Genomic DNA, 18,344 nt, shown 5'->3' with positions numbered 1-18,344 from the left:
CTCGTCGGCCGGGTGCCGGAGCTCGCGGCGATCGCGGGCCTCCGCGCCGCTGACCTGGCCGGCCCCGTGGTGATCGCCGTCGACGGGATGCCCGGTGCCGGCAAGACCGCGTTCGCCGTGCGCGCCGCGCACCTGCTGGTCCGGGGCGTGCTGCAGGGGGCAGTGCCGTTCTTCGCGGATCTCCGCGGATGCGCCGGCGAGCGCGCGCCCGCCGAGCCGTCGGCGGTGCTCGACGGCTTCCTCCGCGGGCTCGGGTCGCCGCCGCGCGTCCGCCTCGGGCGCGCCGGCCTCGCCGACCAGGCCGACCGGTTCCGGCGTGCGACGGCGGGCCGCAGGGCGCTCCTCCTGCTCGACGACGCCCGGTCCGCCGACCAGGTGCTGCCGCTGCTGCCTGGCCATCCCGGCACGGTGGTGCTCGTGACCTCGCGTGCCCGGCTGACCGGGCTGCGGCCGTCGTTGAGCCTCCGCCTCGGCCCGCTGCGCCCGGAGGCGTCCGTCGATCTGCTGCGCACGGAGATCGGCGCGGAGCTGGTCGACGCCGACCTGCCCTCGGCGTCGACGATCGCCCGGCTGTGCGGCCACCTGCCGCTCGCGCTGACGGTCTGCGCCCGGCGGGTGCGGGAACGCCCTGCCTGGAGCCTGCACGACCATCGGCTGCGCGTCGCCGGGACCGGACTCGATGAGGAGGTGCGCGCGGCGCTCGCCGGATCCTGCGTCGGCCTGTCGGCGGCGACGGCGTCGTTGCTGCGTCTTCTGGCGTGGTGCCCGGGCCCGGGCTTCGACGTCCCGGCCGGGGCGGCGCTGGCCGGGGTCGCGGGGGAGGAGGCGGCGTCCGGCGTCCACGAGCTGGTCCGTCGCAATCTGGTCCTCGATGTCGGCGACGGCCGCTTCGTGCTCAACGAGCTCGTCCGCCGCTTCGCGCAGGACGCCTCGTGGGAGGCCGACCCCGCGACGGTTCGTCAGGAGGCGCTGCGTCGCCTGGCGGAGCATCATGCGCGGGCCTGAGGCGTCGTGGTCCGTCGGCCTGCATCCGATCTCCATCCGGAACCACCGCCGGGCCCGGTGTTCGAGGCTGATCGAGACGCGTCCGGCCGTCTCCGTGGCCCCGCAGGCTTGATCACGGACCGGGGATCCGAGGCCCGGGAACGGCACATCCAAGACGTCGGTGCCAGCACGTGAACCAGCTCGAAGGATCAGGAGGATCGCGCACATGAACGGTATGAAGCGGATGGCGGCTCTGGCGGCAGGTCTGGCGCTGGGGGTGACCGTACTGGTCGCCGCCCCGGGGTCGGCGGCTGACGGTGACCGCTGCGTCGGTGAGGACGTCAAGCGGTGCATCAGGGTCCAGCAGTCGGGAGACACCTACTTCGCCCACGCGGGCATCGAGGATCTCCAGGGCGAGTACCAGGTACGGGTCAGCCATATCGAGCTGCAGAGGTGGAACGGCAGCGCGTGGGTGACGCTCAAGTCCAACAGCGACGCGGACGGCTGGTTCAACGACCGGGACGCCGGCAACACCGGCACGTACGGGTGCACGAGCGGGTCCCACAGCTTCCGGGCGAAGGCCGAGTTCCACTGGCAGGGGCCGCGCGACGGCGGCGAGGTCATGTACACCGACAAGTTCGCGCCCTGCTAGACCGGGACGAGCAGACCGGACGGCGGTGCCCGGCCTCGGCCCGGGTGCCGCCGTCCGGGTGGGGGAACGGCGCGTGGCGGTCGATGCTTCGACCCGGTGACCGGGAGCTACGGCGTCGTGCCGACGGCTCCTGACACCTCCGCGAGCAGCTTCTGCGAGCGTGCCTCGTCGTCCCACAGACCGTGCCGGCGGAAGTACGCCGCAGCCTCCGAGAGGGACGCGACCGCTCGTTCCCGGTCGGACAGCGCGACGAGCACCGGGGCCGTCGCCAGCAGGGTCTTGGCCGCACACCGCTCGTCGCCCAGGTCCCAGAAGATCTGTGCCGCCTGTTCGAGGGTGCGCAGGGCGACGGTGGGTTGTCCGTCGGCCAGCTCCAGGGTGCCGAGGTCGCGCAGGACGACGGCCTCGCGGTGGGTGTCCCCGATGTCGTGGGCCAGCGTCGCGGCGTCGCCGAGCCAGGTGCGAGCCTCCGAGAGCCTGTCCTGGGCGGTGAGGATCCGGCCGACGGCGCCACGGAGCAGCGCCTCCTTCGGGACGTCCCCGGCGGCGGTGACGACGTCGAGCGCCTCACGCAGCGCCGCCTCGGCGGCCTCGTGCTCCCCCTGGCAGCGGTGCACGCTGGCCAGGCCGGCGAGCGCCAGCGCGGCGCCCAGGTCGTGGTCCTGGTCCTGGTACGCGCGCCGCGCATCCCGGAGGAACCCGGCGGCGGTCGCGAAGTCGCCGAGATAGACGTGGACCTGGCCGAGGCCACGCCGCAGGGCGGCGGCCGCGAGGTCGTCGACGTCGGGGCGGTCGAGCACGGTCTGATGGCTCGTCCGCCAGTCCTCGTACAGCGCGTGCTGGTCGTACAGCGGGGCCAGCAGACAGACCAGGCGCCCGGCGTCGCCGGTGAGGTCGTGCGCGCACGCGAGCCGCACGGCGTCGAGCAGGGACTGGCGCTCGATGGCCGTCCACGCGGTCCCGGCGGCATGGTCCGGAGGGACCGTGTCGTCGTACGGGAGCCATGGCGGTAGGGCCTCCGGGGGAGCGGACCGGGGCGCGTCCAGGGGGTCGAACAGGCTGTGGGGACGGTTCCGGCGCAGCCGGTCGACCAGCAGGGTCCAGCTCCGCACGACCCGCCGTACCGCCTGCCTGCAGGTGTCGGCCCCGCGGTCCCTGGCCCGCTGCCGCGCGTAGACCCGCAGCAGGTGGTGCATCTGGTAACGGGGCTGTCCGAGGTCGTCGAGGCGCACCTGCTGGAGGAGAGCGGCGTCAAGGAGCTCGTCGGTGACGGGTTCCCAGGCACGGGTCCCCATGAGCGCGCCGAAGACCCAGCTCGGCAGGTCTCCCGGGCCGAGAAGACCGAAGAGGTCGAACGCAAGGGCGGCGTCGTCCGAGAGGGACCGGAGCGAGAGGTCCAGGCTCGCGCGGACGTCCAGGCCGCCGATGCTCAGCTCGCCCAGCCGTCGCGTCTCGTCCTCCAGCCGCTCGCGCAGCCGCCGCAGCGGCCATGCCGGGCGACTGAGGAGCTTGGCGCCCGCGATGCGGATCGGCAGCGGCAGGAAACCGCACAGCCGCACGATGTCCCGGGCCTCGGCCGGCTCGCGGGCCACCCGTTCGTCGCCGACGATGCGAGCGAGCAGTGCGTCCGCGTCGTCAGCGGTCAGCAGGTCGACATGACGGTGCTGGGCGCCGGGCAGGTCCGCGAGCATGCGGCGGCTGGTCACGAGGACCGCCGAGCGTCCGTTCGGCGGCAGGAGGGGGACGATCTGCTCGGCGTGCGCGGCGTCGTCGAGCACGACGAGCGTGCGGAGCTCGGCGAGCTGGGAACGAAGCAGCGCGGCGCGGTCGTCGGTGCTGGCGGGCAGCGGGTGCCCGAAGCCGCCGAGACCGTGCAGCATCGTGGCCAGGAGCTCGTCGGGGCTGCGGGGGCTGCTCGTCGTCCCGGCCAGGCCGAGATGGAACTGCGCGTCGGGGTACCGGTCCTGGACCAGCCGTGCCACGTGCAGGGCGAGGCTCGACTTGCCTGCCCCGGGCGCACCGTGGAGGACCACGACGACGGGCGAGCCCGGCCGGTCGTGCGACGTGACGGTGCGGACCACGGCGTCGGTCTCGGCCGTACGCCCGCAGAAGTCCGCCACCTCCGGCGGGAGCTGGCGCACCGGACGCGGAGCCACCGGTTCCCCGGCGGAAGCGGGCCGGCTCGCCGCGTGACGCGAGGACGTCTCGGCCATCGGCAGCGTCTCCTCGAGGATCTGCTGGTGGATCGCTCGGGTCGCCGGGCTCGGGTCGGTACCGAGCTCGTCGGTGAAGGTGCGGCGCAGCTGGTCGTACTGCTGGAGGGCCTCGGCGGCCCGGCCGCTGCGGTACAGGGCGACGAGGAGCTGTCGCCACAGCGGTTCCCGGAACGGTGACTCGGCGAGCTGTGCCTGGATCTCCTCGACGACGGCGCGGTGCCTGCCCAGGTTGATCCGTGCCTGGAAGCTGTGCTCGACGGCGGTCGTCCTGAGGTTCGCCAGCCGGTGGGTGAGATCGACCGCGGGCCCGCCGGGCGGCGCGCCGTCGAACGGGTCGCCCCGCCACCAGCCCAGGGCCTGGTCGAGGATTTCTGCCGACTGCTCGAACTGGCCGTCCTCGAACGTCCGCAGTCCGTCGCCGACCGCGGTCTCGAAGTGCCGGGCGTCGACTCCTGCGTGCTGCTCGACCAGGGTGTAACCGGTGTCGGACCGCCGCAGGGCCGTGCCGTCGTCCCCGAGCATCAGACGCAGCCGACGGACGTACCCGTACGTCTGCGCGACGGCCGACCCGGGCGGCGAGTCGCCCCACACGTCGTGGACGATGCTCTCGACCGGCACGCTGTGCGACCCGTGCGCGACGAGCGTGCCCAGCACCGCGCGGCACCGGGCGGCCGTCACCGGTGACCAGGTCTGACCATCGGACACCTCGACCTGGCCGAGCACCCTGATGCGCACCTGACGCTCCCTTCGACGTTGTTGCGACGAGCCGTCCGTGCGGTGCGCGAGCACACCACGTGGTCAGAGCGTGCTACAGGAACCCGGGTGCGCGTTGCAGGAACCTGCACCCGCGGCGTGCGCGATCGGGCGAGCCGCCACGAACGCTCATCGTGCGTGGTCGGACGGCTGTGGAGCAGGCACACCCAGCCGCTCGCGGACCCGCAGACCGGCCACGAACCTGGTGGGAGCGTCCAGCAGGTCGAGGACGGCCGCGATGTCGGCTCGCACCGTGCGGACACTCACCCCGAGCTTCCGCGCGATCTCGTCGTCGGACGAGCTGGTCAGCATCAGCGTCACGATGCGGCGCTGCCGCAGCGACAGGTCGGCCAGTGCCGCCGTCTCCGCGTCACACGGGTACATGGTGGTCACCACGGCATCCCAGTAGCCGCGGGCGGCGGCCAGGCAGGCGTCGTCGCGCACCTCGATCACGGTCGCATCGCCCCGGATGACGGGACCGTCCAGCAGGACCCTGTCCCCGTCGACGATCTTCATCTGCAGGGGCGCGAAGCCGAAGAAGTACACGGTGGGATCTTCGCCGGCCAGGATGAGGCGGGCGTCGGGGTCGAGGCCCGAGTAGTTCCACACGCTGGTCATCCGCAGACCGTGCTCCACGAAGTACGCGTTGTTCGGGAGGCTCGTCGTGAGCTGCCGGACCGTACCGGAATGGCGGATCGACTCGAGCGTCCGCCAGGATCCCGCGGCCCGCGCCATGTTCTCGTTGATCCCTCGCGTACCCCGGCCGAAGACACGCGCCGCGACCCGCTGCTGGCACTCCACGCCGTTCGCGACCCTGGTGCGCTCGATCTGCAGGCGTGTCATCGCCTCGAACACTCGCCAGTTCTTCTGCCACGACAGGCTGCCGGCGCTGGGGTACGCGGAGAAATCAAGGTTGGGAAACGTCTTCGTCCCCGCATCCGACCGTGCTGTGGCGCTGACGTTCAACGTGATCACCCTCAGAAAGACGTTCGCCGACGGAGACACCGGCGCCGAGCCGCTCGTGGCGGGCAGCCGCGGGCCCACCGACCTTATCCGGACACGTGGCTCCGCGCTCCGAAAGTGGCGACGGCCGGGAGCGACTTCGCCATAGATCCGGTGCAGGTCCGATCTAGGTGGCCCGTCAACACTGGCGGCTCAACCGGACCGGAAGGAGTGCCGTGCTGACTGGAGGGGACCACGGTCCGCTCGCGCGGCTTCGCCGCGGAGCAGGCCTCACGCAGGAGGAGCTGGCGGAGCGCGCGGGCCTGTCCGTCCGCTCGGTCCGCAACCTCGAGTGCGGCGCGGTGGACAGACCGCGCACGAGCACCCTGCGCGCGATCGGGGCCGGTCTCGGCCTGGGCGACGCGCAGCTGTCCGACCTTCTCGAGCTCTACCGCCTCCGACGACGCGCGGAGGAGGCCCATGACCTGGCCGAGGCTCCACCCGGCCCGGTCGCCCCCCTGCAGCTCCCGCCGCGGCCGAGCGCGTTCACCGGCAGGACCGCGGAGCTCGCTGCGCTGGACGCCGCGCTGGCCGCCGACGGTCGCGACCCCCGGCTGGTCGTCGTCGGTGGCCTTGCCGGCGCCGGGAAGACCGCGCTCGCACTCGCCTGGGCCCACACCCGCCAGGAGTCCTTCCCCGACGGGGTCCTGTACGTGGACCTGTGCGGATCCTGCGCCGGGCAGCCACGCCCGCCCGAGGCCATCGTCGACCACCTCCTCGCCGACCTCGGGGTCGCGAGCCTGCCCGCGGCGTCGTCGGCCGAGGCTCGCGCTGCGCTCCTGCGCCGCACCCTTGTCACGCGGCGGATGCTGCTCGTGCTGGACGACGCCGGTTCCGCCGGACAGGTCCGTCCTCTCCTTCCCGGACCCGGCGACTGCGCGACCGTCGTCATCAGCAGGTACACGCTGCGCGGGCTGAGCATCCGGGACGGGGCGCGCCACGTCGTCGTCGGCTCTCTCGCGGACGACGACGCCGCCGAGCTGATCCGGAACTTGCTCGGAGCCGCACACCTGCGCGGCGCACCCGCGGCCGTCGACGCGATCGTGGAGCGCACCGCCGGCCTGCCGCTCGCGCTGCGCATCGCGAGCGACCACCTGACACGCCGTCCCGCCGCGCAGGCGCAGGCCGCGCTCGAGGCCTGGCTGGCCGAGCCGGTGCCGCTCGACGCCTTCCACACCGCCGACGACGCCGGATGCGACCTGCGCACCGTCTTCGCCGAGCCGTACCGGCGGCTCACCCCGCAGGCCGCGCGTTGCCTCCACCTCGCGAGCGCGCTTCCGGAGGGACGGATGGCCAGAGCCGCCTTGACCGCGTCCTGGAGCCTGACGCCCCGGGCCGCCCATCGTGTGCTTGCTGAGCTGACCTCGGCGCACCTGCTCGAAGAGCCGCTACCGGACCAGTACACGATGCACGGCCTGGTGCGGGAGTTCGTCCAGGAGGTTGGCTTCGACGAGGACATCGAGCCGCTCACCGACGTCAGCCGCTGGACGATGCCGAACCCGGTTTCGCGCCGGCCGGTGCCATTCCCGGTGAAGTTGCCGTGAAGTTGCCGGTCGAGCTTCCTGGTCGCCACGGCCATGGGCGGGATCGAACGGCGGTGTCGACGGCGAGGCGGGGCGTGCGGATATGCCGGTGAATTTGCCGCTGACGGTTCCTGGCGGTGCGGGCGGCCGGCTGGCTTAATGAATTCGTCAGCAATCGCGGAGAGTAGGAGCATTATGAGCAACCTGTTCGTGCAGTTCAGTGACGCAATCCTCCGGAAGGCGGCACGGAACGAGACGGCCGAGGCCGCGTGTTCCGGTTACTACCAGTACCGCTGTAACACGACCGTATGCGAGACAGGCTCGCACAGGTGGCAGAAGCGCTACTGCTACCAGCAGACGACGAACTGCCACACCGCATGTACGTCTTGGGTCAACGTCGGTTGCTGCGTCTGAGAATCCTTTTGTCGTGCCGACCGACAGGCTGGATTAATGGCGTCATCAGCATTCACGGAGAGAAAGGGAACCATGAGCAACTTGTTCGCGCTGGTTGGTGAGGCGATGCTGCAGAAGGTCGCGCCTCAGGAGGTGGCCGAGGCCCTCTGCACCTCCTCGACTCAGTACCGATGCTATACACGGTGCTCCACGTCGAGCGGGACCTCCGGGATCCTCCACCAGGCCCGCACGTGTTACAGCGGCTCCACCTGCGAGAAGGCCGGCACGTGCACCGCCTGGAGGAACATCACCTGCAGCGCCACCTGCTGAGGTCGATCGGTCGTACCCACTGCCGATGTGCAGAGCAGCCGTGGCCCCTCCGGTGTCTTGGTGAGGCCACGGCTGTTCACCGACTGCCCGGTGGGCTGCAGCTCGCCCTGTACCAGCTGGACGTACAACTCCTGCGGCTGCTGACCCAGCTGCCGCCAGGCGACGGCGCATGGCGGCAGTCCCCCGACTCGATGTGATCACTACCTCCGCGGAGTTCACCTTGCTTGTCACCCTCGCACTGTTCCTGCAGCTGGCCGTTGCCGGCGTTCTGCTCGCGTCCGGCGTCGCGAAGGTGCGCGGCGATGCCAATCGGGAGACCTGGAAGGCACTGTTGGACCGGGCGCCCGGTCTGCTCGGCCGTCTGCCCGTTGACGTGGTGTCCTCGCTCCACATCGGCGTCGAGATCCTGCTGGCCGTTGCGCTCCTCGTGGCGATCGCCCCGCCCCTCGCACCTGTCGCCGCTCCCGCGCTGGCCGCCGCGGCGCTGATGTTCACCGGCTTCACGGGCATCGCTCTCTACTCCGCGACCGGCGCCGCGGTCACGTGCTCGTGCTTCGGCAGGAGCGCGACGTCGCTCGGCTGGCCGCACGTCGTCCGCAACGTCGTGCTCACGGTGCTGGCGGTCGGTGGCCTGGTGGTCGCATCCGATGCCGTCGCCGACCCGCTTCCGGACCTCGGCTCCGCCGCGCTGGCCGTCGTCGGCGCTGCCGCGGTCACCGCACTCACCTACTTCTTCGACGACGTCGTCGACGTGTTCGCCCCTCCGGACCCGCGCCGTTCCGGCACGCGCGTTCCTACCCGCTGAACCACCCTGATCCACCGGAGAACGGAGCCTCCCATGGCAGTCCTCACCGCCGCCGTCGTCCTGCTCGGCGTCCTGACCGTGTTCAACCTCGTGCTGACCGCGGCGATCGCGCGCCGCGTCCGTACCGCACCGGCAGCCGACGCCGGGCACGCGCACGGCAAGCCCACATTCCCCGACCTGGACGAGGTCAAGGCCGGCGCTTCCATCCGCCCCTTCTCCGCCACGACCACCACCGGCGAGGAGATCTCCTACGAGGACCGATACGGCGACACCGCCGTCTACGCCTTCTTCGACACCAGCTGCAGCACCTGCGCCAAGGAGCTACAGCCGCTCGTCGACATGACCCGCCGCGAGGGTTTCACCCCGCACCAGGTCATCGCGTTCGTCGTGCACGACGACGAGCACGGCAACGCGGAGAAGCGCGAGGAGTACCTGGCCACGCTCGGCGACACGGTGACCGTCGTCGTGCACCGGCGCGACGGGATCGATCTGCCGTTCGACGCCGGCGGCTACCCGGCGTTCGTCCTCGTGGACGGGTCCGGGCAGGTCACGCGCTCGGGGGTCGAGGTCAGCGACCTGGACACCGTCCTCGTGCCGGCATGACGGACGACGACGGCGTCGGGCGCGACGCCGTATCAGGCGGCGACACCCGGCCCCGCCGCGGTCACCGCGCGCTGACCGCGATCGGCTCCGGCACCGTCCGCGCCTTCCGCGTCGCCGCCCTGGGGGCCCAGGCGGCGCCCGGTGCTCTCGCGGTCCTCGTACTCGTCACGCTGACCGACGCGCTGCTCCCCGCCGGCGGCGTGCTCGCCACCAAGTGGCTGCTCGACGTCCTCCAGCTCGGTTCCGACGCTCCCGGCGTGCCGCAGCCGCTGAGGGACCGTCCCGTCCTGATCGTGGTGGGCCTCGCGGTCATGACCCTCGCGGGCGCGCTGATGTCGCACGTCAGCCAGTACGTGAACGGCCGGATCCGCCGCGCCGTCACCCTGCTGGTCACGTCTCGCCTGTTCACGACCGTCACACGGCTGTCCGGGTTGCGCCACTTCGAGGACCCGGCATTCCGCGACCGGCTCCGCATGGCCCAGACGTCCGCCTCCGACGCGCCCGACGAGGTCATCGACTCGTTGTTCGGGACGGTTCGCGGTGTGATCACGATCGCGAGCACCCTCGGTGTGCTGGTCATGATCAGTCCCGTGGTCGCCGTGCTCGTCGTGGTCGCTGCGATGCCGGGGCTGATCGTGCAGCTCGTCCTCAACCGGGAACGTGCCGACGTGATGTGGCGCATCAGCCCGCGTTCGCGGCGCCTGGCCTTCTACCAGGACCTCATGATGCATCCCGTCGCGGCTGCCGAGGTGCGGATCTTCGGCGCCGGGCGCTTCCTCACCGGCCGCATGAACCGGGAGCTGCGCGCGATCAACGCCGCCGAGGAGCGCCTCGACCGCAAGACCTTCCTCGCGCACGCCCCGCTCATGGTCGCGGGCGCCGTCGTCTCCGGCGGTGGTCTCGTCTGGGTGGTGCTCGGCGCGCTGCGCGGCGACTTCACCGCCGGCGACGTCACCGCGTTCGTCGGTGCGACCGGGGGAGTCCAGGGTGCGGCCGCCGGCCTGGTCATGTGCCTCGCTCGCATCCACTCGACGCTGCTGCTCGTGGCGCACTACGACGACGTCCTCGCGACCCCGCAGGATCTGATCGCCCCCGCCGCCCCCGTCCCCGCCCGCCCGCTCGAGCACGAGATCCGCCTCGAGGACGTCTGGTTCCGCTACACCGACGACGGCCCCTGGGTGTTGCGCGGCGTGAGCATGACGATCCCGGTGCGCGGTTCCGTCGCCGTCGTCGGCCTGAACGGCGCGGGCAAGAGCACGCTGGTCAAGCTGCTGATGCGCATGTACGACCCGTCCCGCGGCGCGATCCTGTGGGACGATACCGACATCCGTGGGTACGACGTCGACGGCCTGCGCTCCCGGGTCAGCGCCGTCTTCCAGGACTTCGTGCAGTACGAGCTGTCCGCACGCGAGAACATCGCGCTCGGCGCGCTCGAGCACCTGGACGACGACGCCCGCGTGCACGCCGCGGCGCGTGCAGCGGGTGCGGACCGGATCGTGGCCGGGCTGCAGCACGGGTACGACACGATGTTGTCCCGGGCGTTCTGGAACGACGACGAGGTCGGGGACGACACGACGTCGGTGGGCACCACGCTGTCCGGCGGTCAGTGGCAGCGCCTCGCGCTTGCTCGCTCGCTCATGCGGTCCGGCCGCGACCTGCTGGTGCTCGACGAGCCGACGTCGGGCCTCGACCCGCAGGCCGAGAACGAGGTCCGCGACCTGCTGGGCACCCTGCGGACCGGGACCGCGACCCTGCTGGTCTCGCACCGGCTCGGTGCGGTCCGGGACGCGCAGCAGATCGTGGTCCTGGCCGGCGGCGTCGTCGCCGAGCAGGGCACGCACGACGAACTCATGCGGGCGGGCGGCGAGTACGCCCGCCTGTTCACGCTGCAGGCGACCGGCTACCAGGACCCGGTCCCGGCCGGGGAAGGAGTGTCCGCATGACAGGGACGGCCGTGGTTTTTGCGCTCGCGCTGGCCGGAGCGGTGCTTGCCGGGTCGGCCGGGTACCGGCACCTGCGACACCACTACGTCGTCGTCGCCGTCGACGGCATGAGCATGCATCCCACGTACGAGCCCGGTGACCGTGTGCTCGTGCGGCGCGGTGGGCGCGCGCCCGCCCGCGGTGACGTCGTCGTCGTGCGGAAGCCCGATGTGAAGCACGGATGGCCGACGACGGCGCCCGCGCAGCGGTCGGGCCTGCCACTGGGCAGGCGCTGGCTGATCAAACGTGTGGCGGCGACCGGCGGCGAACCATGGCCCGACGGCATCGACCCGGCCCCCTGGGACAGGGGAGAGGGGCGCGTGCCCGCGGGCCACATCGTCCTGCTCAGTGACAACCCCCGCGGCGTCGACTCCCGCCGGTGGGGGCCCTGCCCCGACCACCAGGTCATGGGCCGCGTGACACGGTCCATGGGCGGCTGACGTCGCCGCCGGTGTCGGCGAGCTCCTGCACCGTCGCCGGGGCGGCCAAGGTGTCGAGCCATCCCGCTGCTGCCGCCGCCTGCACCAGGTCGAGCAGCTCAGCGCTCCGGGGACGGATGTCGGGACCCCGAGCTGGCTACCAGGGCGACGGCTCGTAGTCCTTGAGGAAGCAGCCGTACAGGTCCTTCCCCGCCTCGCCCTGGACGATCGGGTCGTAGACGCGGGCGGCGCCGTCGACCAGGTCGAGGGGCGCGTGCCAGCCCTCGGCAGCCAACCGCAGCTTCTCCTGGTGCGGGCGCTCGTCCGTGATCCATCCGGTGTCCACCGCGGTCATCAGGACCCGGTCCTTCTCGAACATCTCGCCCGCGGAGGTCCGGGTCAGCATGTTGAGGGCGGCCTTGGCCATGTTGGTGTGCGGGTGCCCCGCGCCCTTGTACCGGCGGGAGAACTGCCCTTCCATCGCCGAGACGTTGACGACGTACCCGCGCCGGGCCTTGGCCGTCGCCGCCCGCATCGCGGGGCGCAGGCGGGAGATGAGCAGGAACGGCGCGATCGCGTTGCAGAGCTGGACCTCCAGGAGCTCCAGCGGGTCGACCTCGTCCACGACCTGGGTCCACGAGTTGTTCGTCTGCACGTCGGGGAGCAGCCCGCCGGCGTCGACGGCGGTGCCGGCCAGGTGGGCGTCCAGGGAGGCCGACCCGGCCCGGAGCGCGAGCGCCGTCAGGGACGCCGCGGTGTGCGTCGCGACGGCGTCGTCCTGCGACTCGCCCTCGTGGTGGGCGACCGACAGGGCGCTCAGCGCCCCGGCGATCGCGGCGGGGTGCGCCTCCGAGACGCGGTCGAACGTGACCATCTCCGGCGCCACCAGCCCGTGGGGGAGCGGGGCGACCGGCGTTGACTCGCCCGTGACGAGCTGCGAGTAGGCCCCAGGTGAGCGGCGGACGGTCTGGCAGGCGTTGTTGATCAGGATGTCGAGCGGGCCCGCCGCGGCGACGTCGTCGGCCAGCGCGATCACCTGGGTCGGGTCCCGCAGGTCGATCCCGACGATCTTGAGCCGGTGCAGCCAGTCGGCGGCGTCGGGCATCGCGGAGAAGCGGCGCACCGCGTCCTTCGGGAAGCGGGTGGTGATAGTGAGGTGGGCGCCGTCGCGCAGCAGGCGCAGCGCGATGTACATGCCGATCTTCGCGCGGCCCCCGGTGAGCAGGGCGCGGCGGCCGGTCAGGTCCGTGCGCTGGTCGCGCCGCGCGTGGCTCTTCGTGGCGCAGTCCGGGCACAGCCCGTGGTAGAACGAGTCGACCAGCGTGTAGTCCGACTTGCAGATGTAGCAGGCGCGGGCGGTGCGCAGCTCTCCGGCGAACGCCCCTGGCGCGGTCGAGACCAGCGGGATGCCGGCGGTCTCGTCGTCGATCCGCGCCGCGGAACCGGTCGCCGTCCGCTCGATGACGCTCCGGTCGTGCGCCTGGATCTCCTCGCGGACCGCGGCCTTCCGGGACTTCTTGAGCAGCTTCCACATGTAGCCGGTCGCCCGTTTGACCGTCTGGACGTCGGGATGGTTGGGGTCGAGGTCCTTGAGGCTGCCCAGCACCCGAAGGGTGGTGGCGAGCTCGTCCGGGTCGATCCCCGCGTTCGTTGGCACGCCGTAGGGTACCCGCCGCCGGGGCCGGCGCCCCAGTCGGGGCGCCGTCGCCGCCCGCCCGGGGCGTTCCGCGCGGCCCATCGCGCGGGCCATGGACCCGCCACGTTAATCCTTTAGGTTCGTTGCCCCGCGCCGCCCTCCGACCGGAAAGTCATGACGCGCCCCGGCCCGCCGAGGCGTCGGCCATGTGCACCGACCAAGGAAGGCGGCCCGCCATGCACGGGATGCACGGGATGCACCGAGACCCAGCGGCTCCGACGAGTTCCAGGAGCCCCAGACGACGGCGGCGAATTGCCGCGACGACCGCGACGCTCACTGTCGCGGCCCTGGCGACGATCGGCATGATGGCGCCCGCGAGCGCCGGCCTGCCGGGCGCCGCCCCCCAGGACGACGGCGGCGGGGCGACCGCGGCAGCGCCGCTCGCGGCGGCCGGTGAGTACACCGACCGGTTCCTCGAGATGTACGACAAGATCCACGACCCGGCGAACGGCTACTTCTCGCCGCAGGGCATCCCGTACCACGCAGCGGAGACGCTCATGGTCGAGGCCCCGGACTACGGACACGAGACGACGTCGGAGGCGTACAGCTTCTGGCTGTGGCTGGAGGCGTCGTACGGCCAGGTCACGGGGGACTGGGACCCGTTCAACCAGGCCTGGGAGACGCTCGAGGACAACATGATCCCGACCACGGAGAACCAGCCGACGAACGGCGCCTACAACCCGGCCGACCCGGCGACGTACGCTCCCGAGCACGACCATCCGAGCCAGTACCCGTCACAGCTCGACACCGGTGTGTCCGTCGGCTCGGACCCGATCGGCGCCGAGCTGCGGCAGACCTACGGCACGTCCGAGGTCTACGGCATGCACTGGCTGTCGGACGTCGACAACGTCTACGGCTTCGGCGCGGCGCCGGGCTCGTCGACCCTGCAGGGACCGGACCATCCAGGCCCCTCGTACATCAACACGTTCCAGCGGGGCCCGCAGGAGTCGGTGTGGGAGACCATCCCGCAGCCGTCGATCGACGACTTCTCCTTCGGCGGGCCCAACGGGTATCTCGACATTTTCACGGGCGACGCGAGCTACGCGAAGCAGTGGAAGTACACCAACGCCCCGGACGCCGACGCCCGCGCCATCGAGGCCGTGTACTGGGCCAAGCAGTTCGCCGAGGCGCAGGGTGCCGGCGACGAGATCGCCGGGACGGTCGACAAGGCGTCCAAGATGGGCGACTACCTGCGCTACTCCCTGTTCGACAAGTACTTCAAGGAGCCCGGCTGCCAGTCGACGTCGTGCCCGGCGGGCAGCGGCCGGAGCTCGGCGCACTACCTGCTGTCCTGGTACTACGCGTGGGGCGGCGCGCTCGACACGTCCGGCCCGTGGGCCTGGCGCATCGGGTCGTCGCACGCGCACTTCGGCTACCAGAACCCGCTCGCGGCGCACGCGCTGTCGACGGACCCGGACCTGGTCCCGGCGTCACCGACCGCGCAGGACGACTGGTCGGAGAGCCTGGACCGGCAGATCGAGTTCTTCCAGTGGCTGCAGTCCGCCGAGGGCGGGATCGCGGGCGGCGCGACCAACAGCGTCGGCGGCCGCTACGCCGCTCACCCGGCCGGTTCCAGCACCTTCTACGGCATGGTCTACGACGAGGACCCGGTCTACGAGGACCCGCCGTCGAACCAGTGGATCGGCATGCAGGGCTGGGGCATGGAACGGATCGCGCAGCTCTACCACGAGACGGGCGACGCGCGGGCCGAGGCCATCCTGGAGAAGTGGGTGCCGTGGGTCCTGTCGGAGATCACCGTCACCGACACCACCTGGGAGGTGCCGTCCACGCTGTCGTGGTCCGGCCAGCCGGACACGTGGAACCCGGGTAACCCGGGCAGCAACGCGGGGCTGCATGTCGAGGTGACGGACCACGGGCAGGACGTCGGCGTCGCCGGCGCGCTCGCCCGGACCCTGATCTACTACGCGGCGGCCTCGGGCGACCAGGCCGCGGACGACAAGGCCAAGGCCCTGCTCGACGCCATGTGGACCCAGGACAGCGACGACATGGGAGTCGCAACGGTGGAGACCCGCACGGACTACGGTCGGTTCGACGACGTGATCACCCCGGGCGGCAACGGCACCTACGTGCCGCCGGGCTGGTCGGGCACCAACCCGAACGGCGACGAGGTCGAGCCAGGGGTGTCGTTCCTCGACATCCGGTCGTTCTACCAGGACGACCCGATGTTCCCCGAGGTGCAGGAGTACCTGGACGGCGGCGCCGCACCGCAGTTCACCTACCACCGGTTCTGGGCCCAGGTCGCCGTCGCGACGGCCATGGCCGACTACGACCGGCTCCTGGGCGACGGCGTCGGCGAGCCGGACACGCAGGCACCGACGGCGCCGACCGGCCTCCGGGTCACCGGCACCACGGCGAACTCCGTCTCCCTGACGTGGGCCGCCTCGACGGACGACGTGGGCGTGACGGGTTACGAGGTGCTGCGGGACGGCGCGGTCGTGGGCCGTTCGAGCACGACGTCGTACACCCACACGGGCCTCAGCCCGGCCACCAGGTACCAGTACACGGTGCGGGCGTACGACGCCGCGCGCAACGTCTCACCACCGTCCGGTGCGGTCACGGCGACCACCGGCGACGGCCCGGTCGAGGAGCCGGGCGGTTGCAGCGGCAGGCTGACCGTCGTGAACCAGTGGGGCAGCGGCTTCCAGGCCGCCGTCCGGATCACCGCGGGCAGCACGGCGATCAGCGGCTGGACCGCGAGGTTCGACCTGGCACCGGCGTCGTTCGCGCAGGGCTGGAACGGGCGGTTCAGCACGTCGGGCTCGACGGTCACGGTGTCCGACGTCGACTGGAACGGGTCGCTGGCGGCCGGGGCGTCCACCGAGATCGGGTTCACCGGGAACGGCACCGCGCCGTCGTCGGTGCCCGTGACCTGCACGGCCGACTAGATGAGATGCACTGCTGGGCGCAGCGCGCCCTGAGCAGGCGGGTGGCCCTGCGGACCGTCGTCCGCAGGGCCTTCCGCCTGTCGATCCGCCTTGTTGTCGGAGAGGTATGCCCAGCACTACCTCCGAACGGCCCTCTGCTGTCAATGACCCCGACCCTCCCCGGATGGTCTGGTTGGCGGCATGAAACTTCTGAAGACCCGTAGCAGCGGGCTGGTCGCCTTTCTCGTCATCTCGTTCGGTGTCGCCTGGCTGGGCATGATCGGCGCCTGGGCGCTCGGCTACTCGTTGGTGAACCCGCTGGTGCAGCTACCGTTCGCGTTCGCGCCGGCGCTCGCGGCCTTCGTCGTGCGGCGCTGGGTGACCGGCGAGGGGTTCGCGGACGCCGGGCTGCGGTTGCGGCTGCGCGAGGCATGGCCGCAGTACCTCATGGCGTGGCTGGGCCCGGCCGCTCTCGTCGCGGCGACCGCCGCCGTCGCCGCGCTGTTCGGCGTGCGCCTCGCCTCGCTGGACGGCCAGATCGGCGGTCTGCCCGGCTGGGCGCTGGTCGCGGTGCTCCTGGTCGTCGTGCCCCTGCTCACGCCGATCTACTGGGGCGAGGAGTTCGGCTGGACCGGCTACCTGCGGCAGCGGGTGTTCGTCGGCCGGCCCGTTGCGGCGACGCTCGCCACCGGTCTGATCTGGGCCGTCTGGCACTACCCGCTCGCGTTCGTCGGCTACATCGAGTTCGACGACGTGGTGGTGGGCCTCGCGGTGTGGACGGCGTCGTTCGTCGTCCAGGAGATCGTCCTGAGCTGGCTCCGGGTGCGCAGCGGCAGCGTCTGGACGGCGAGCCTCGCCCACGCGGGGAACAACATGATGCTGGCCCTGCTGGTCGGCGTCCTGCTGGCCGACGTCGACGTCACGATGGTGACGGTGTACATGGCGATCCCGGTCGCAGGGCTCGCCGTCTGGGTGCTGGCGACGGGGCGGCTCACGCCGAGGCCGGAGGCGGACCGCGACACCACCCTCGAGGAAGTGGCAGCGTCGACCCGGTGAGCGGCTGGTGCAGGTGACCGGCTGACTCGCGTTCAAGAGGCTCGGCACAGCCGTAACCCGGCCGATAACGGCTGCCGAGAGCCTGCCGAACGAAGTCAGCTCAGCGGAACGATCCCCGTCCGGCCCTCCCAGGTGCCGTGCTCCGCGAGCGGACGGAACCGGAACGTCGCGAACTCGTGGTGGAAGTCACGACGCCGACGTTCGACCATCGCGTCCGCGTGCCGTCGGTCGGCGGGGTCGGCGCGGCCGTGCACCATCTCCTCCATCTCGCGCACGGTGCGCCACACGGAGAACGTGGAGATGGTGCGCGGCGGCCGGAAGGCGGCCAGGGCAAGCGTGGTGCCGGGGTGGTCACGGACCTGGCGTTCCACCGGCTTGCCCCACCGCAGGAACCGGGGCACCTCGAGCAGGCGCATCCGCGCGACGGTCACCGCGATCACCGGTTCGTCCCGGTCCCAGCCGCCGGCCCGGGCGGGCAGCCCGGGCAGGGCCGCCAGCCGGGACCAGCGGCGCAGGTACTCCAGGCGGACGTGCCAGCCGGTCGCGAGGTGGCGGCCGAGGATGTCGTCGGACAGGAAGCGGTCCACGGCGTCCTCGTCGCGCCACTGCGCGAAGACTGCGATCCGCCGCAGCTGCAGCCGGTCCAGGGAGACAGTCGGTGCGCCCAGGCGCATCAGAGCCAGGCACTCGGCATGGTCCAGCCCGGGTGTGGTGGTGTTCGACGGCGGCCGCAGCAGCGCGCCCGCCGTCACGGCGGCCGGCAGCTCGGCAAGGTGAAAGGGCGGATCACACGGACCTTGCTGTCCAAGCCGTGCGCGACGTCGAGCGGGCGCATCGGGAGCGAGAGCTGCTCCACCCGGCGGCCGAACACCCGCGCGATCAGCTCGCCGGCGGGCCAGAACAGCGGCGACCACCCGCTCCACACCTCCATGTGCCAGGCTGCGGTGTGCTCGTAGAAGTCGCGGATCTGCGGATCCAGCCGGGCGGCGTCGAACCCAGGGCCGTCGAGCGCCGTCATCGCCGGAAGCAGGCCCGGCGCCGGGCC

General features: G+C 72.0%; 13 protein-coding genes and 2 pseudogenes. 9 read left to right on the top strand and 6 right to left on the bottom strand.

Translation table 11 applies throughout. From position 1 onward, the window contains the following. Together ACFWE2_RS17515 and ACFWE2_RS17510 are read left to right on the top strand one after the other, a co-directional pair. A pseudogene (locus ACFWE2_RS17515) lies at positions 1 to 1,005 on the top strand (hypothetical protein); the annotation flags it as partial. Between the two features lie 205 nt (positions 1,006 to 1,210). Then, on the top strand, positions 1,211 to 1,636 hold the full coding sequence (locus ACFWE2_RS17510; RefSeq protein WP_377225496.1) for a hypothetical protein: 426 nt from the start codon (positions 1,211 to 1,213) through the stop codon (positions 1,634 to 1,636). Between the two features lie 107 nt (positions 1,637 to 1,743). Here the strand turns inward: ACFWE2_RS17510 and ACFWE2_RS17505 are convergent, their stop codons facing one another. Next, positions 1,744 to 4,587 carry a BTAD domain-containing putative transcriptional regulator gene (locus tag ACFWE2_RS17505; RefSeq protein WP_377225495.1) on the bottom strand — a complete coding sequence of 948 codons (2,844 nt, stop codon included), beginning with the start codon at positions 4,585 to 4,587 and terminating at the stop codon, positions 1,744 to 1,746. Positions 4,588 to 4,734: 147 nt separating this feature from the next. Continuing rightward, on the bottom strand, positions 4,735 to 5,448 hold the full coding sequence (locus tag ACFWE2_RS17500; protein WP_377225494.1) for a sigma factor-like helix-turn-helix DNA-binding protein: 714 nt from the start codon (positions 5,446 to 5,448) through the stop codon (positions 4,735 to 4,737). A gap of 335 nt (positions 5,449 to 5,783) precedes the next feature. Between ACFWE2_RS17500 and ACFWE2_RS17495 the strand changes: the two genes are divergently transcribed. Then, positions 5,784 to 7,151 (top strand): helix-turn-helix domain-containing protein, encoded by a 1,368-nt coding sequence (locus ACFWE2_RS17495; RefSeq protein WP_377225493.1) that lies wholly within the window; start codon positions 5,784 to 5,786, stop codon positions 7,149 to 7,151. A gap of 626 nt (positions 7,152 to 7,777) precedes the next feature. Here ACFWE2_RS17495 and ACFWE2_RS17490 read toward each other — a convergent pair. Further along, positions 7,778 to 7,981, bottom strand: a complete 204-nt coding sequence (locus ACFWE2_RS17490; protein WP_377225492.1) for a hypothetical protein — start codon at positions 7,979 to 7,981, stop codon at positions 7,778 to 7,780. A gap of 92 nt (positions 7,982 to 8,073) precedes the next feature. On the opposite strand from ACFWE2_RS17490, the gene ACFWE2_RS17485 reads away from it, so the two are divergent. The 4 genes from ACFWE2_RS17485 to ACFWE2_RS17470 are packed head-to-tail and all read left to right on the top strand — an operon-like array spanning position 8,074 to position 11,683. Further along, positions 8,074 to 8,658, top strand: coding sequence for a MauE/DoxX family redox-associated membrane protein (locus ACFWE2_RS17485; protein WP_377225491.1), 585 nt, complete (start codon positions 8,074 to 8,076; stop codon positions 8,656 to 8,658). A gap of 33 nt (positions 8,659 to 8,691) precedes the next feature. After that, on the top strand, positions 8,692 to 9,261 hold the full coding sequence (locus tag ACFWE2_RS17480) for a TlpA family protein disulfide reductase (protein WP_377225490.1): 570 nt from the start codon (positions 8,692 to 8,694) through the stop codon (positions 9,259 to 9,261). Further along, positions 9,258 to 11,204: an ABC transporter ATP-binding protein gene (locus ACFWE2_RS17475; RefSeq protein ID WP_377225489.1), complete on the top strand. Its 1,947-nt coding sequence runs from the start codon at positions 9,258 to 9,260 to the stop codon at positions 11,202 to 11,204. The genes ACFWE2_RS17480 and ACFWE2_RS17475 overlap by 4 nt, the downstream gene beginning before the upstream one ends. Beyond that, the gene (locus tag ACFWE2_RS17470; protein ID WP_377225488.1) at positions 11,201 to 11,683 is read left to right on the top strand and encodes a S26 family signal peptidase; all 483 of its coding nucleotides are present in this window, start codon (positions 11,201 to 11,203) and stop codon (positions 11,681 to 11,683) included. Before ACFWE2_RS17475 ends, ACFWE2_RS17470 begins: the two co-directional genes overlap by 4 nt. Before the next feature lie 136 nt (positions 11,684 to 11,819). Here ACFWE2_RS17470 and ACFWE2_RS17465 read toward each other — a convergent pair whose 3' ends face one another. After that, entirely contained in the window at positions 11,820 to 13,400 is a 1,581-nt protein-coding gene (locus ACFWE2_RS17465; protein WP_377225497.1) for an SDR family NAD(P)-dependent oxidoreductase, read from the bottom strand. Between the two features lie 263 nt (positions 13,401 to 13,663). Here ACFWE2_RS17465 and ACFWE2_RS17460 point away from each other — a divergent pair, with 263 nt between their 5' ends. Continuing rightward, positions 13,664 to 16,264 (top strand): glycoside hydrolase family 48 protein, encoded by a 2,601-nt coding sequence (locus ACFWE2_RS17460; protein WP_377225487.1) that lies wholly within the window; start codon positions 13,664 to 13,666, stop codon positions 16,262 to 16,264. A 180-nt stretch (positions 16,265 to 16,444) separates the two neighbouring features. Further along, positions 16,445 to 17,299, top strand: coding sequence for a CPBP family intramembrane glutamic endopeptidase (locus tag ACFWE2_RS17455; RefSeq protein ID WP_377225486.1), 855 nt, complete (start codon positions 16,445 to 16,447; stop codon positions 17,297 to 17,299). A 95-nt stretch (positions 17,300 to 17,394) separates the two neighbouring features. Here the strand turns inward: ACFWE2_RS17455 and ACFWE2_RS17450 are convergent, their stop codons facing one another. Together ACFWE2_RS17450 and ACFWE2_RS17445 are read right to left on the bottom strand one after the other, a co-directional pair. Then, entirely contained in the window at positions 17,395 to 18,051 is a 657-nt protein-coding gene (locus ACFWE2_RS17450) for a hypothetical protein (RefSeq protein ID WP_377225485.1), read from the bottom strand. Next, positions 18,048 to 18,344 (bottom strand): annotated as a pseudogene (locus tag ACFWE2_RS17445) (hypothetical protein); the annotation flags it as partial. The pseudogene ACFWE2_RS17445 and the gene ACFWE2_RS17450, both read right to left, overlap by 4 nt.

Origin of the sequence: Promicromonospora sp. NPDC060271 (assembly GCF_042726755.1) — a bacterium.
In the GTDB taxonomy this organism is placed as follows: domain Bacteria; phylum Actinomycetota; class Actinomycetes; order Actinomycetales; family Cellulomonadaceae; genus Promicromonospora.
Note: the sequence above shows the minus strand (reverse complement) of the source record. Positions and strands in the feature narration are given on the sequence as shown.

Coding starts and splice junctions, on each gene's coding strand:
- ACFWE2_RS17510 (WP_377225496.1), top strand. CDS start 1,211: ATGAACGGTATGAAGCGGATGGCGGCTCTGGCGGCAGGTCTGGCGCTG.
- ACFWE2_RS17500 (WP_377225494.1), bottom strand. CDS start 5,448: ATGACACGCCTGCAGATCGAGCGCACCAGGGTCGCGAACGGCGTGGAG.
- ACFWE2_RS17480 (WP_377225490.1), top strand. CDS start 8,692: ATGGCAGTCCTCACCGCCGCCGTCGTCCTGCTCGGCGTCCTGACCGTG.
- ACFWE2_RS17475 (WP_377225489.1), top strand. CDS start 9,258: ATGACGGACGACGACGGCGTCGGGCGCGACGCCGTATCAGGCGGCGAC.
- ACFWE2_RS17470 (WP_377225488.1), top strand. CDS start 11,201: ATGACAGGGACGGCCGTGGTTTTTGCGCTCGCGCTGGCCGGAGCGGTG.
- ACFWE2_RS17465 (WP_377225497.1), bottom strand. CDS start 13,400: ATGGGCCGCGCGGAACGCCCCGGGCGGGCGGCGACGGCGCCCCGACTG.
- ACFWE2_RS17460 (WP_377225487.1), top strand. CDS start 13,664: ATGGCGCCCGCGAGCGCCGGCCTGCCGGGCGCCGCCCCCCAGGACGAC.
- ACFWE2_RS17455 (WP_377225486.1), top strand. CDS start 16,445: ATGAAACTTCTGAAGACCCGTAGCAGCGGGCTGGTCGCCTTTCTCGTC.